We start from the raw sequence: 13029 nt of genomic DNA, 5'->3' as shown, positions 1-13029 counted from the left end.
CTGGTCAAGAGGCGTCTTGACGAATCTTTACACGACCAGGACACCTCTTGAGACACTGCCCTCTAGGTTGCGGTGCATGACGTTGACTCGCTCCGTTCCCTTGCCGTGGCTGGCGTCTCTCGCCCTCGCCGCCACGTGCTCGCTGAGCGTCGCGGCGCGCGCCGAGACGCTCACCGCCGAGGAGGCGGTCCGCCGCGCAGCCTCCCAGAACCCGTCCCTCCGCGCGGCGCTGCTCGAGGCCACCGCGGCGCGGCAAGCCGTCGCCGCCGAGGAGGGCGCCCGCAAGCCCACGCTCTCGGCCTCGGTGACCGGACAGTACCAGGAGTCCTACGGCAGAATCGCGGACGCCAACGGCAGCGCCCCGGGCAACGGCGCCGGCGCGCTCCAGCGCTCGAGCGGCACGTCCGTCGCGTCGAACGTGGCGCTGCGGTACACGACCGACGTCGGGACGAGCCTCGAGGTGGGCGCGTCGGGGCGCTCGCCCGCGGACGGGACCCCGGGGCCGAACTACGGCGCCCAGGCGTACGTCTCCGCGCGGCAGCCGCTCCTGCGGGGGGCCGGGACCGACGCGGTCCTCGCGCCGTACGCGCAGGCGCAGGCGTCGGCCGTCGCCGCGGAGCAGGAGCGCGAGCTCGCGGCGAGCCAGACCGCGCTCGACGTGCTCGGGGCCTACTGGGAGCTCTGGTACGCGGAGCAGGCGATCCTCGTGCAGGAGCAGGCGCTCGCGGCCGCGCAGCGGCTGCTCGCCGACGCGAAGGCGCGCGCCGAGACCCTCGGCACCGGCACGAAGGTGGACGTCCTGCGCTTCTCGACCTCGGCCGCGTCGATCGCGGACGCGCTGTCGCAGGCGCGGGCGACGCGCGCGGCGCGGGCCATCGCGCTCGGGCGCGCGCTCGGCATGGCCCCGGCGAGCGCCGCGTCGCTCGCCCCGACCGGCGCGCCGCCGTCCCTCGGGGCGCTGCCGTCGGCCGACGCGCTCGTGCGCGCGGCGAGCGAGCGGTCCCTGGAGCTCGCGGCCCTGCGCGCCGACCTCGACGCGCAGCGCGCGCGGGTGAGCGCGGCCGAGGACGCGGACCAGATCCGCCTCGACCTGTTCGCGACGGCCTCGATGGACGGGCAGTGGGTGCGCGACGGCCTGCCGGGGCTCTCGCTGCCCGGCGGCCGGCCCGCGTTCGGGGTGCTGGGCGGGATCGAGGTCGAGCTGCCGCTCGGCGGCGGCCGGGCCTCCGCCGACGCGGCCCGCGCGCGCACGCAGCTCGCGGCCGCGGAGGCGCGGTACCAGGCGCGCGCCGAGGCGATCGCGGCCGACGTGAGCTCGCTGCGCGCGAGCCTCGAGGCCGCGGCCGAGCAGGTCGCGCTGGCCACCGAGACGGCGCGCATGGCGGGCGAGCTGGCCGAGGCGGAGCGGCAGCGGCTCTCGCTCGGGACCGCGACGTCGGCGGACGTGGTGCAGGCAGAGCAGACGCGGAGGGAGGCGGAGCTCCGCAGGCTGCGGGCCGCGGTGACGGAGCTGACGTCGCGCCTCCAGCTCGATCACGAGACGGGCGCGCTGCTCGTCCGCTTCGCGTCGGTGCTCCCCAGGAGGTCGTCATGAACAGGAACAAGAAGCGCTACCTGATGTCCGGCGTGGCCGCGTTGGCCGTGGCGAGCTTCGCGATCGGCGGGTACGCCTGGTACAAGCAGCCCGAGAAGACCCCCGCCGGCCCCACCGTCGAGATCCGCCGCGGGAGCCTGACCGAGACCGCCGCCGCGTCCGGCAAGATCGAGCCCGACGTGCAGGTCGAGGTGAAGTCGCGCGCGCCGGGCCAGGTCATCGAGGTGCTCGTCAAGGAGGGCGACACGGTCGAGGCGGGGCAGCTCCTCGTGCGCCTGGACCCGACGGACGCGGAGCGCGACCTCGCCGCGGCGCGCGTGGCGCGCGACCGCGTGAAGGCCGATCTCGCCGCGGCGAGCGCGTCGGTCGCGGTCGCCGAGCTCGAGCGCAAGAACAGCCAGACGAGCCAGGAGGTCGCCGAGAAGAGCGCCGAGATGGGCCTCGGGTCGACCGACGCGGCCCGCACGGCGGCGCACTCGACGAAGGTCGCGGGCGCCAACATCACGCTGCGGCGGGCGCAGCTGAGCTCGACGCAGGCGCAGCTCAAGGCGGCCGAGCTGGCGGTGCAGGACGCCGAGACGCGCCTGAAGGAGACGCAGATCTACGCGCCGATCGCGGGGACGGTGCTCGACGTGGCCGTGGAGAAGGGGACGCTCGTCTCGTCGGCGCTCACCAACGTGAGCGGCGGCAGCTCCGTGATGACGCTCGCCGATCTGTCGAACCTGCGCATCATCGGCGCGATCGACGAGGCGCAGATCGGGCGCGTCGCGCCGGGCCAGCGGGTCGACATCCGCGTCGACGCCTACGGGGACCGGGTGTTCCAGGGCGTTGTCGACCGCGTGAGCCCGCTCGGCAAGGAGGTGTCGAGCGTCGTGACCTTCGACGTCGAGATCGTCGTCAAGGACAAGGACGCGTCGCTGCTCCGGTCGGGGATGAGCGCGGACGTGGAGATCGTGACAGCGGAGCAGAAGGACGTGCTGCTCGTGCCGCTCCTGGCCGTGCAGTCGCAGGGCAAGCGGCGGTTCGTGCGGCTGGCGAGCGGCGAGGAGCGGCCGATCCAGACCGGGGCGACGGACGGCTCGCAGATGGTCGTGACCGCGGGGCTGAGCGAGGGCGACGACGTGCTCGCGAGCGCGCCCGTCTCGAGCCCGGCGGGGCCGCAGGGGCAAGGCCAGGGGCAGCGGCAGGGCGGCGGCCAGAACCCGATGCGGGGGATGGGCATGGGGATGGGCGCCGGCGCCAGCCGAGGAGGGCGCTGAGATGGACGTCCCGGTCCTCGTGAGCGGGCTCTCGAAGGTGTACCACGCGGATCGCGAGGACCTCGCGGTGCGGGCGGTCGACCGGATCGGCTTCGAGGTGCGCCGGGGCGAGTCGGTCGCGATCATCGGGCCCTCCGGCTGCGGGAAGTCGAGCCTGCTGAACATCCTCGGGTGCCTGGATCGGCCGACGGAGGGCACGTACCGGCTCGGGGGGCGCAACGTGGCGGAGCTCGACGACGACGAGCTCGCGGCGCTCAGGAACCGCCACATCGGGTTCGTGTTCCAGAGCTTCAACCTGCTGCCGCGGATGACGGCGGCGGAGAACGTCGAGCTGCCGCTGCTCTACGGGGCGGTGAAGAACAGCCGCGCGCTCGCGGAGGGCGCGCTCGAGCGCGTGGGGCTCGCGGCGCGCGCGCGGCACCTGCCGTCGGAGCTCTCCGGCGGGCAGCGGCAGCGCGTGGCGATCGCGCGGGCGATCGTGACGCGGCCGTCGATCCTGCTGTGCGACGAGCCGACGGGCGCGCTCGACAGCAAGACCGGGCGCGACGTGCTGGAGCTGCTCCTGTCGCTGAACGCGGACGGGACGACGCTGATCATGGTGACCCACGACCTCGGCGTGGCGCGGTCGCTCTCGCGCGCCATCCACATGAGGGACGGGCACATCGTGGCCGACGGCCCCTCGGGCGACGTGGTGTCGGCGTTCCACGCGGGCGAGATGGAGGCGGCATGCTGATCAAGGAGACGGCGAAGAGCGCGTGGCGCTCGCTCGCCTCGAACCGCCTGCGCACGCTGCTGACGATGCTCGGCATGATCATCGGGACCGCGGCGGTCGTGGCGGTGCTCGGGATCGGGGAGGGCGCGCGCAGCAGCGTCGAGGGGCGGATCCGGTCGCTCGGCGCGAACCTGCTGATGGTGCGCCCGGGGTCCGCGTCGGCGAGCGGGGTGCGGTCGGGCACGGTGAAGACGCTGACCGAGGGCGACGCCGAGGCGCTCAAGGGGCTCGCCGGCGTGGCGGCGGTCGCCCCGGAGCGGAGCGGCAGCGCGCAGCTGCGGTACATGGCGAGCAACCTGAACGCTTCCGTGACGGGGATCACGCCGGCGTACCTCGAGGTCCGCTCGCTGTCGGTGGCGAGCGGCGTCTCGTTCTCCGACCTCGACGAGCAGCAGCGGGCGCGCGTGGTCGTGCTCGGGGCCAATGTCGCGCGGCAGCTCTACCCGGGGGCCTCGCCGCTCGGGACGCGGCTCCAGATCAACGGGAACGCGTTCCGGGTGGTCGGGGTGCTGACCGAGAAGGGGTCGGGCATGGGCTCGCCGGACGACGGGGTGTTCGTGCCGATGTCGACGCACCGGTCGGTGCTGTTCGGGCAGGATCACCTGTCGACGATCTCGCTGCAGCTGGCGAGCGAGGATCGGTCCGAGGTGGTGATCGCGCAGCTCGAGCAGCTGCTCCGCCTGCGCCACCGGCTGCGCGCGGATCAGGCGAGCGATTTCGAGGTGCGGTCGCAGGCCGAGATGCTGGCGACGATGGGGCAGATCACGGGGACCTTCACGATGCTGCTCGGCAGCGTGGCGGCGGTGTCGCTGATCGTGGGGGGCATCGGGATCATGAACATCATGCTGGTCTCGGTGCGGGAGCGGACGCGCGAGATCGGCGTGCGGATGGCGGTCGGGGCGCGGCGCGGGGACATCCTGCGGCAGTTCCTCGTCGAGGCGGTCGTCGTGTCGCTCGCGGGCGGCGTGGCCGGGGTGGGCCTCGGGTACGGGGCGGCGGTGCTGCTGTCGCGGTTCGGGGAGTGGGCCACCATCGTGCCGACGTACGCGGTCGGGCTGGCGCTCGGGGTGTCGATCCTCATCGGGATCACGTTCGGCGTGGGGCCGGCGAGGCGCGCGTCGAGGCTCGATCCGGTGGAGGCGCTGCGGTTCGAGTGAGCGGGCGATGGGAAAGGTACGGGTTGAAGGGGGGAGTCTCGGGCGTGCTGGACGATAGAGAAGCATGACCAGGACACATGACCGCTGGTCGTCGTCCCGAGAATCATATCCCTGGTCTGAAGCAGACTCATTCCCGCTGCCTGCGCCCGTCGCGAGGGAACGCAGACACCGCTCGTTCTGGGCTGCTCATCGCTCCACGCACACCCGGACCCACGCCTGTGCGCGGCGGTCCGTTCTGGCCGATCACGCAGTGTTTGCCGGTGTAGCGCTGAGCTCGCCATTGCTTTTCAGTGCCGGCGCGCCGCCGGCTCGCTATCCTGTGGTGGGATGGATGTCCTGCTGCAGAACGATCATCTGACGGTCACCCTCGATCAGGAGATGTCGATCGTCCGCAGCACCCGCTCCGAGCTTCCCTATCCGTCTCCCGACGATTTCATCCGGGTCCACTCCGAAGCGCTCAAGGTCTACGAGTCGCTGGATCGCTGGAGCCTCGGCCACCTGATCGACCTCCGCCGGGCGCCCATGAACAACGATCCGGCGTTCGAGGCCGCGACGATGCGCACGCGCAGCATGCTCGTCAGCGAGTTCGCCTGCGTCGCCATCGTCGTGCGGACGGCGGTCGGCGCCCTCCAGGTGAACCGGCTCCTGCGTGAGGAGAGCAACGACCATGTCGTCGTGCTTCAGGACGACGACGCCGCCGTGGGAGTTCTCCTCGAGGAGCTCGGAAAGCAGGCGCGCCGGTCCAGCGCGCCGCCGCACAGCCGCGCCCGGAGCTCCCATCCCAATCCCTTCATGCGCCCCGCCAGGCAGCGCTGAGCCCGAGAGGCGCGGCGACGTGAAGGCCCCCCCGGCGCCCGGGGCGAGGGCGCCTGTCTCGGCGCTTCTCGTGAGCGCTCCGGGCGTCTAGACTCCGGGGGGTGCGCGCCGATCGCAGCACGTGCCCGAGCTGCGGCCTCCTGATCAACGCGGAGGGGCTCTGTTACCCCGGCTGCCAGCGGCCGCTCGCCACCGTGCGCTGCGGCGGCTGCTACCAGCTGAACCTCCCCGACGCGGAGCGCTGCGACGGCTGCGGGCACGAGCTCGGCCTGGAGCCCATCCCCGAGCCCGACGCGCTCCTCTGCTCCGATTGCGGCGTGTCCTTCTCGGCGTTCCGCGCCGCGGCCGGCCTCCTGCGCGACTGCAGCCGGTGCGGCGGCCAGCTCGTCGACCACGCGCTCCTGCGGGACCTCCTGGAGCGCCGGGAGAGCTATGGGACGAGCGCGCCGAGGCCGCCGCCGCAGCGCCCGGAGCACGTCGACGTCCGCGTGCGCTACGTCCGGTGCCCGGCGTGCGGCCAGCGGATGAACCGCAAGAACTTCGCCGGCAAGAGCGGCATCATCGTCGACATCTGCAGGGAACACGGCACCTGGTTCGACCGGGGCGAGCTCCCGCAGCTCCTCGCCTTCGCCGCGTCGGGCGGCACCGCGAGGGCGCGGCAGCAGCAGATCGAGGAAGAAGCGAGGTCGCGCCGGGAGGCCGAGATCGCCAGGGAGACGGCGCGCCGGGCGAGCGCCGTCGTGGCAGCCTCGTCCTGGGAATCCCGCTGGGAACACCGGCGAGCCGCCGTGGCGGAGCTGCTCGAGCTGTTGTGGCGAATCACCCGCTGAGCGTCCGCGCGCGCCGGCCGCGCCGGTGAAGAGACGTCAAGGGGCGTGCAGGACGGACGGGGGCGTCGTATGACGTGCCGCCACGACATGACGTCCCTCGACCAGCGCCTGTCGGCTCTCGATCTTTCCGTCCTGCCGACCTGGGTCTACGACCACGGCCGGCACCGGTTCCCCTGGGCGAACGCGAAGGCCATCGAGTTCTGGCGCGCGACGGATCGCGCCGAGCTGCTCTCCCGCGACCTCTCGGACCTGTCGCCGGCCGTCCGCGCGCGGCTCGACGGCTACCTCCGCGTCCTTGCGGAAGGGGGCACAGTCCTGGAGGACTGGACGCTCTACCCGCGCGGGGCGCCCGCGACGGTGACGCTCCACGGGCAGCCGATCGACCTCGATGACGGGCGGCTCGCGATCCTGTTCCAGGCCCTCCCTCAGGCCGCCAGCGTCGGCGCGTCGATGGTGCGCGGCGTGGAGGCGGTCCGCCACTCGTCGGTGCTGGTCAGCCTCGTCGAGCGGGAGGGGAAGGTGCTCTTCCACAACCCCGCGGCCCTGCGCGCCTTCGGCGACGCGCCGACGATCGGCGCGGCGTTCCCGGACGAGGGCGTGAGCGCGGCGGTCCGCGGTGCGATCGACGCCGAGGCGCCGTGGGCAGGGGAGGTGCGGGTCGTCACGACCGACGGCGAGCGGTGGCACCAGGTGGAGGCGCGCCCGACGACCGATCCCGTGACCGGCGCGCGCGCGGTGCTCGTGCAGCAGCTCGACGTCACGGCGCAGCGGCGCGCCGAGGGGCAGGTCGAGGAGCAGGGCCGGCTCATCGACCAGCTGAACCGCTCGCTCGCCCTCGTGGAGGAGCAACGGCGGCAGATCCTCAACCTCTCCGCGCCGATCCTCGACGTCGGCCGGGGCACGCTCGCGGTGCCGCTCATCGGGCGCCTCGACGCGGAGCGCGGCAGCGAGCTGGGAGAGCGGCTCCTCCCCGCGATCGTGACGCATCGGGCGTCCCACGTGGTCCTCGACGTCACCGGCGCGGAGGCGCTCGATCCGGACGGCGCCGCGGCCCTGGAGCGGCTGGCGCACGCGATCCAGCTGCTCGGCTCCAGGCCGATCCTCACCGGCGTCCGCCCGGAGGTCGCGCGCGCGCTCGTCGACGTCGACCTCGGCGAGGATCTGCTCGTCCTGCGCAGCCTCGGCCGCGGCCTGGAGGTCAGCCGGAAGCGCGCGCGCGGAGACGCGCTGCGGCGGGCGTAGGCGCCGGCGCGCGCGGCGCCATCGAGAGCGGCGTCCGGCGACGCCTGCGCCCGCCGCAGCGCTTTTCGAGCTGCCAGATCGGACGGCCTCTGCCATAAGGGCCGTCATGACGCTTAACATTCGTGGAAAGTGGGCGCTGGTCACCGGCGCGAGCAGGGGTATCGGAAAGCGGATCGCGCGCGGCCTGGCGGACCTCGGCTGCAACGTCGTCCTGCACAGCCGCGACGCGGCGCACACGCGCGAGCTCGAAGGGGAGCTCGCTGGCAAGGGGATCCGGGTGAGCGCCGTCTCGGGCGAGCTGTCGGATCAGGCGGCGGTCGATCGCATGCTGGACGACGCCATCGCGGCGTCGGGCGGGATCGACCTCCTGTTCAACAACGCCGCCATCATGACGCCGTTCCGCGCGTCGTACCTGCAGACGCCGGCGGACGATTACCGGCTCAGCTTCGAGGTGAACGTCATCAGCCCGATACGGATCACGCACCGGTTGCTGCCGACGATGCTGGAGCGCCGCTTCGGGCGCATCGTCCAGGTGACCTCCGGGATCCAGGATCAGCCCGAGCTGATGGCCTACGCGGCGTCGAAGGCCGCGCTCGACAAGTTCGTGCGCGACATGGCGCCTTCGCTCCGTGGCACGGGCGTGCTGATGAACCTCCTCGACCCGGGGTGGCTGCGGACCGATCTCGGCGGGCCGAAGGCGCCGAACGACGTCGAGTCGGTGCTTCCTGGGGCGCTCGTCCCGGCGCTGCTCGACGGTGAGGTCCACGGGGTGCTCTTCCGCGCGCAGGATTACGCGCGTCCCGCCGCGAGCTGAAGCGCGCGGGGCGTGCCCCTGACGTCCGCGCGCCCCGCGTGAATCGCGCCGGCTCGGCAACTTGTGCCGCGCCGGCGGTGCGCGTCTTGCTAGCGTCGTGGGAGATGAACGAGATCTCGGGACCTGGGGCGGACACGAGACCTCGCGCGGGCCGCAGCGCGGGGGAGGCTCCCACGGCGCTCGCGGCGGCGACCGTCGCGCGCGCAGCGCGACGGGGGCGCTGGGGGGCGCTCTTGCCGGTGCTGGCCTGCGCGTGCTCGCTGGAGGGGTTGTCTGCCGAGTGGGACGCGTCGCCGGCGCCCACGGGAGGGGGGAGCAGCCTGTCCAGGATCAGGATCGAGGCCGAGGACTGCGAGCTCTCCGGCCGCTTCGAGCGTGTGGACGACCCGCTGGCGAGCGGCGGGACGTACGTGGCTGTCCCCGAGGAGGCGAATTGCGAGAGCGACCGGGTCGACTGCTCGTTCGAGATCGGCGAGGCCGGCACGTACCAGATCAGGGCCAGGGTCGCCACGGGGCCCGACGAGAGCACGGACAACTCGTTCCTGGTCCGCGTGGACCATGAGCCGGAGCTCGGGACCAGGTACGATTTCAACGGGACCGAGTTCCACGAAGATTACGTTCACGACTCGAAGGACGCGACAGGGCTGCTGCTCAAGTTCGCGCTCGGGCCCGGGATGCACATCGTCTCGTTCGGGTGCCGCGAGGACGCGGCAAGGCTCGACTGGGTCGAGCTCGTTCGAATCGGCCCCTGATCCCCGGGAGGAGCCGCGGCGCCGAGCCCGGGGCCACGCCGCGGCGCTCGATATCGCGGGCCTCGGACATCGTCAGGGCTGATGACGCGGCGTCGCACGTGTCCACCGTGTCAACCCATGGTTGACAGCCTCGGTCGTGACGCCGCCCCGGAGCCTCCGGAGGAGAGGCGCGGCGCTGCAGAGATCCCTGCGGGAAATGCGGTGGAACCGTGCGATCGAGACAGGGCCGGTTCGTCCTGAACTGATGGCATGTGCGTTGCTGTGGAGCTCCAGCGAACGGCTTGTGTGCTGTCCGGCGTCTCCGCCCGCGTCGCGCGAGCTGCTTGGCCTTGGTTCATCACGGAAAGGTGACTTGCTCATGAAGTGCGAATCTCGAGTCGCTTGGGCTGCGCTGATCGCGCTCGGCGTTTCGGTGGTCGGGTGCGGCTCGGAGACGTCAGAGCCGGAAGACGATGCGGGTCAGCCGACGAGCAGCGGGAGCGCAGGCTCCACGGCGAGCGTCGGCGCCGCCGGCACCGGCGGGACCGGCGCGGGCAGCGGCACTGGCAGCGCCAGCGGCGGGACCGGGGGCTCCGGCAGCGGTGAGGGCGGCGCCGGCAGCGGTGAGGGCGGCGCCGGCAGCGGTGAGGGCGGCTCGGACGAAGGCACCGGAAGCTCCAGCAGCGGTGAGGGCGGCTCCGGCAGCGGCGCCGGCGGCGGCGACCCCGGCGCCGTCGACTTCAGGCTCTACGGCTATGCCACGACCGGCGACGGCACCACCGGCGGCAAGGGCGGGCAGGTCGTGTCCGTGAGCTCGCTCGACGCCCTGAGGGGGGAGGCCGCGAGGGACGGCGCCTTGATCATCCAGATCACCGGCAAGATCAGCGGCAGCGGCGACGACGTGGACGTCGCCTCCGACAAGACCCTCGTGGGGGTCGGGTCGAGCGGAGAGCTGGAGGGGATCGGGCTCAATCTAAGGAGGTCCTCCAACATCATCGTCCGCAACCTGAAGATCCACCACGTGCTGGCCAGCAGCGGCAACGGCGACGGCATCCACATGGACGAGAGCCACAACGTCTGGATCGACCACTGCGAGCTCTGGGCCGAGTCTCCCGCCGTGAACTCCGACAAGGACAAGTACGACGGCCTCATCGACGCGACCCACGAGTCCTCGAACATCACGATCTCGTGGAGCTACCTGCACGACCACTGGAAGGGCATGCTGGTCGGCTCGTCGGACAAGGACGACAGCGACCGCCGCATCACCTTCCATCACAACCGCTTCCGCAACGTGAACTCCCGCGTCCCGAGCTACCGCGGCGGCAACGGGCACATCTTCAACAACTACTTCGAGGACGTCCCCACGTCGGGGGTGAACTCGCGGGTCGGCGCCTGCCTGAGGGTGGAGGGCAATCACTTCTACAAGGTGAAGAACCCCATCACCACCCTGGACAGCCCGGCCGGCGGCACGCACCGCATCGACAACCTGTTCGAGGAGACCACCGGGACGCAGGCGTCGGGTGAAGACTGCTCCTGGACCGCGCCGTACGAGTACCCGCTCGACCGCACGGCCGCCGTGAAGGCCCTCGTCCTGCAGCACGCGGGCGTCGGCAAGACGGATCCGCTGGCGAACCTGCCCTGAAGCCCCGCTGCCGGCGCGCCCGTCGTCCCGCGCGTCTCGGCGGCCGGCGCCGCGCGCGGAGCTGCCCGCGCGGGAGCCGAGTATGGCGAGCGCCGACGATGTAGTCAGCTCAGCGCCGTAGGTCGTCTCGACGGTGTCTCGTGGCGTCCGGTGATTCCGTCGCCTCCTGATGTATAAGGGCCTATCAGGCCCCGCCGGAGTGGGCGATCGCCGCTCGGGGAGCTCGGCTCTCTCGAACGGCCCGGAACCTGGGGGAAGATCTCGTCATGTTGACCTTCGCGGCGCTTTGTGCTCAGACCCGGGCGATTTCACGGATGGCGTTCGATCGGAAGTACCCGCACGCCTGGCTGCTCCGGGAGCTCGGCCCCGATGACCAGCCCCCTCCGTCGTTCAAGACCCTCGTCGCCGGGACCTCGCCTGGCATGAGCGGCCAGCCGACCACGTCCCGCCACCGGATCTCGTCAGGGATGATCGCCACGTCGCACGGCTGCGAGCTCCTGCCGGTGGCGAAGCGCCCCGAGAGCCCCTGGCAGGATCGCATCCTCATCGGGCGGGCGCTGAACAGCGATATCGTGCTCCGCGACGCGTCCGTCTCGAAGGTCCACGCCCACATCTCGGTGCTGGTCGCGGACACCCCGATGCTCCACGCGAGAAAGAGCACCAACGGGACCTTCCTGAACGACCGGCTCCTGACGCCGTCCGGGGACGGCGTGCCCCTCCGCAGCGGCGACATGATCCAGCTCGGCAACGTCGTCTGCGAGTTCATCGTGAACGCCGATCTCTACCGGCTCGCCGCTCGCTGAGGACGGGGCTTCGCCGCTGCTCCGCTCGCTCGTCGGATCGCCCGAGCCTTCACAGGTTCGCCGGCGCCCGCCGCCGGGATCAGCTCCGCTCCGGGTGGGGCGCGCGGAAGAGCACCTCCACCGGGCCCGCGTGCGTCTCCACGACGTAGCTCGCGTCCACCGGGGGGCCGCCGCGGAACGCCTTCGTGATCTCCTTGCGCCGCTTCATCAGCTCGACGAGGCCGAGCGCGAGCGCCTCGGAGGCGGTGAGCTCCTTCGGCGTCGGCTTGCGGCCGATGAGGTCCTCGTCGACCATCGCGAGCGTGGGGTAGGCGTCCGGGTCGGCCAGCTCCCAGCGCTGCTCGGCGACCTCGGCGCGCAGCGCTGGGTGCAGGTCGCTCGCGCGATCGAAGCTCAGCGAGAAGAAGCTCGCCGGCAGCGACGCGGGCGGCGCGTCCGGCAGCTTGGCGGTCTCGGCCAGGTAGAGCTCGAACCCGCGCGCGCTCTCGAACAGGAGGACGCCGTGGCTCTGGCCAGCCTGCCCGACGACGCACAGCGCGAGATCGCGCGCGCCGAGCGACGGGATCGACAGCGCCATGATGTCGGCGTCGCTGGGCACCGCCTTCCAGGGCGTCGCGCGGTAGAGCGCGGCCGCCGCGCGGAAGAACGAGGCCATCGCCGGCGCCTCGATGCCGCCCCCGAGGAAGCTCGGCGTCAGGCGGCCGTCCCGCGCGCCGAGGTGGGCCTCCAGGTCCTCGGCCACGACGTCGATCTCGGGCGTGGGCGCGACGCGGACCTCGACCTCCGGGCCGAGCCGCGCCCGCAGGGCCTCCGCGAGCGCCGGCGAGGCCACGCGCACGCGCTCGGGCTGGCGCGGCTTGCCCTCCAGAGGATCCCTGGCGGCGGCCTCGAAGCTGTCGACCGCGCCCGTCACGACGTCGCCGGGGCGCAGCGCGGCGCAGCTCAGGACGAAGCCTCGCTCGGTCATCCAGACGACCGCCTCGGGGCGGTACGCGTCGTCGCCCTCGTGCACGAACGCGCGCAGGGAGAAGAAGCCGCCGATCCACTCCTCGTCCCTGCGAGGGAGCGAGCGCGCGTTCTTCTTGGACCGCTTCTTCTTGGGGGCTGGCACGGAGGGCATCAGGGCACCTGTTCGCGAGGGCGCTCCAGCCGGTACGCTCGACGACCTGGGGAGCGAGGGGCGAGACCGGAACCGAGAGAAACCGAGAGGAACCGCGAGCGGAACGCTAGCGCAAAGGCCGCGTGCGTCGAAGCGGGAACACGGCGCGAGGGGCGCGACGGGCGCAGCGGGCGCAGCGGGCGGCAACATGAGCGCAAGGGAGTGGCGTCGTGGCTGGCGCGGGGGTCTTTCGTCTGGCGCTCGTCGCGG

General features: G+C 72.5%; 12 protein-coding genes. 11 read left to right on the top strand and 1 reads right to left on the bottom strand.

What is annotated here, in order from left to right; translation table 11 throughout:
• Positions 1-76 precede the first annotated feature (76 nt).
• The 11 genes from WMF19_RS27340 (at position 77) to WMF19_RS27290 (ending at position 11660) form a co-directional block, all read left to right on the top strand.
• A complete protein-coding gene (locus WMF19_RS27340; protein ID WP_437893046.1) occupies positions 77-1594 on the top strand; it encodes a TolC family protein in 1518 nt (505 codons plus the stop codon).
• Positions 1591-2853 carry an efflux RND transporter periplasmic adaptor subunit gene (locus tag WMF19_RS27335; RefSeq protein ID WP_437893045.1) on the top strand — a complete coding sequence of 421 codons (1263 nt, stop codon included), beginning with the start codon at positions 1591-1593 and terminating at the stop codon, positions 2851-2853. The genes WMF19_RS27340 and WMF19_RS27335 overlap by 4 nt, the downstream gene beginning before the upstream one ends.
• Position 2854: 1 nt before the next feature.
• Entirely contained in the window at positions 2855-3586 is a 732-nt protein-coding gene (locus WMF19_RS27330; RefSeq protein WP_272093717.1) for an ABC transporter ATP-binding protein, read from the top strand.
• Complete coding sequence (locus WMF19_RS27325; RefSeq protein WP_437893044.1) at positions 3580-4782, top strand: ABC transporter permease; 1203 nt, start codon at positions 3580-3582, stop codon at positions 4780-4782. Before WMF19_RS27330 ends, WMF19_RS27325 begins: the two co-directional genes overlap by 7 nt.
• Positions 4783-5109: 327 nt before the next feature.
• Complete coding sequence (locus WMF19_RS27320; RefSeq protein WP_437893043.1) at positions 5110-5598, top strand: hypothetical protein; 489 nt, start codon at positions 5110-5112, stop codon at positions 5596-5598.
• Positions 5599-5699: 101 nt separating this feature from the next.
• Positions 5700-6428, top strand: a complete 729-nt coding sequence (locus WMF19_RS27315; protein ID WP_437893042.1) for a zf-TFIIB domain-containing protein — start codon at positions 5700-5702, stop codon at positions 6426-6428.
• Positions 6429-6515: 87 nt separating this feature from the next.
• Entirely contained in the window at positions 6516-7670 is a 1155-nt protein-coding gene (locus WMF19_RS27310; protein WP_437893041.1) for a PAS domain-containing protein, read from the top strand.
• 106 nt (positions 7671-7776) lie between these two features.
• Positions 7777-8484, top strand: a complete 708-nt coding sequence (locus tag WMF19_RS27305) for an SDR family NAD(P)-dependent oxidoreductase (RefSeq protein ID WP_437322824.1) — start codon at positions 7777-7779, stop codon at positions 8482-8484.
• 104 nt (positions 8485-8588) lie between these two features.
• Positions 8589-9236 carry a hypothetical protein gene (locus WMF19_RS27300; protein ID WP_437893040.1) on the top strand — a complete coding sequence of 216 codons (648 nt, stop codon included), beginning with the start codon at positions 8589-8591 and terminating at the stop codon, positions 9234-9236.
• 358 nt (positions 9237-9594) lie between these two features.
• Positions 9595-10857: a pectate lyase family protein gene (locus WMF19_RS27295; protein ID WP_437893039.1), complete on the top strand. Its 1263-nt coding sequence runs from the start codon at positions 9595-9597 to the stop codon at positions 10855-10857.
• Positions 10858-11171: 314 nt separating this feature from the next.
• The gene (locus WMF19_RS27290; RefSeq protein WP_437790549.1) at positions 11172-11660 is read left to right on the top strand and encodes an FHA domain-containing protein; all 489 of its coding nucleotides are present in this window, start codon (positions 11172-11174) and stop codon (positions 11658-11660) included.
• Positions 11661-11739: 79 nt separating this feature from the next.
• On the opposite strand, the gene WMF19_RS27285 is transcribed toward WMF19_RS27290, so the two are convergent.
• A complete protein-coding gene (locus tag WMF19_RS27285; RefSeq protein WP_437893038.1) occupies positions 11740-12780 on the bottom strand; it encodes a hypothetical protein in 1041 nt (346 codons plus the stop codon).
• Positions 12781-13029: the final 249 nt, after the last annotated feature.

Origin of the sequence: Sorangium sp. So ce124 (assembly GCF_051525235.1) — a bacterium.
In the GTDB taxonomy this organism is placed as follows: Bacteria; Myxococcota_A; Polyangia; order Polyangiales; family Polyangiaceae; genus Sorangium; species Sorangium atrum.
The sequence above is the reverse complement of the archived record's forward strand: the minus strand, read 5'-3'. Positions and strand labels throughout refer to the sequence as shown.

Excerpts from the sequence above, each read along its gene's own strand:
- WMF19_RS27285 (WP_437893038.1), bottom strand. The coding sequence starts at position 12,780 with ATGCCCTCCGTGCCAGCCCCCAAGAAGAAGCGGTCCAAGAAGAACGCG.
- WMF19_RS27320 (WP_437893043.1), top strand. The coding sequence starts at position 5,110 with ATGGATGTCCTGCTGCAGAACGATCATCTGACGGTCACCCTCGATCAG.
- WMF19_RS27300 (WP_437893040.1), top strand. The coding sequence starts at position 8,589 with ATGAACGAGATCTCGGGACCTGGGGCGGACACGAGACCTCGCGCGGGC.
- WMF19_RS27330 (WP_272093717.1), top strand. The coding sequence starts at position 2,855 with ATGGACGTCCCGGTCCTCGTGAGCGGGCTCTCGAAGGTGTACCACGCG.
- WMF19_RS27310 (WP_437893041.1), top strand. The coding sequence starts at position 6,516 with ATGACGTCCCTCGACCAGCGCCTGTCGGCTCTCGATCTTTCCGTCCTG.
- WMF19_RS27290 (WP_437790549.1), top strand. The coding sequence starts at position 11,172 with ATGGCGTTCGATCGGAAGTACCCGCACGCCTGGCTGCTCCGGGAGCTC.
- WMF19_RS27325 (WP_437893044.1), top strand. The coding sequence starts at position 3,580 with ATGCTGATCAAGGAGACGGCGAAGAGCGCGTGGCGCTCGCTCGCCTCG.
- WMF19_RS27335 (WP_437893045.1), top strand. The coding sequence starts at position 1,591 with ATGAACAGGAACAAGAAGCGCTACCTGATGTCCGGCGTGGCCGCGTTG.
- WMF19_RS27295 (WP_437893039.1), top strand. The coding sequence starts at position 9,595 with ATGAAGTGCGAATCTCGAGTCGCTTGGGCTGCGCTGATCGCGCTCGGC.
- WMF19_RS27340 (WP_437893046.1), top strand. The coding sequence starts at position 77 with ATGACGTTGACTCGCTCCGTTCCCTTGCCGTGGCTGGCGTCTCTCGCC.
- WMF19_RS27305 (WP_437322824.1), top strand. The coding sequence starts at position 7,777 with ATGACGCTTAACATTCGTGGAAAGTGGGCGCTGGTCACCGGCGCGAGC.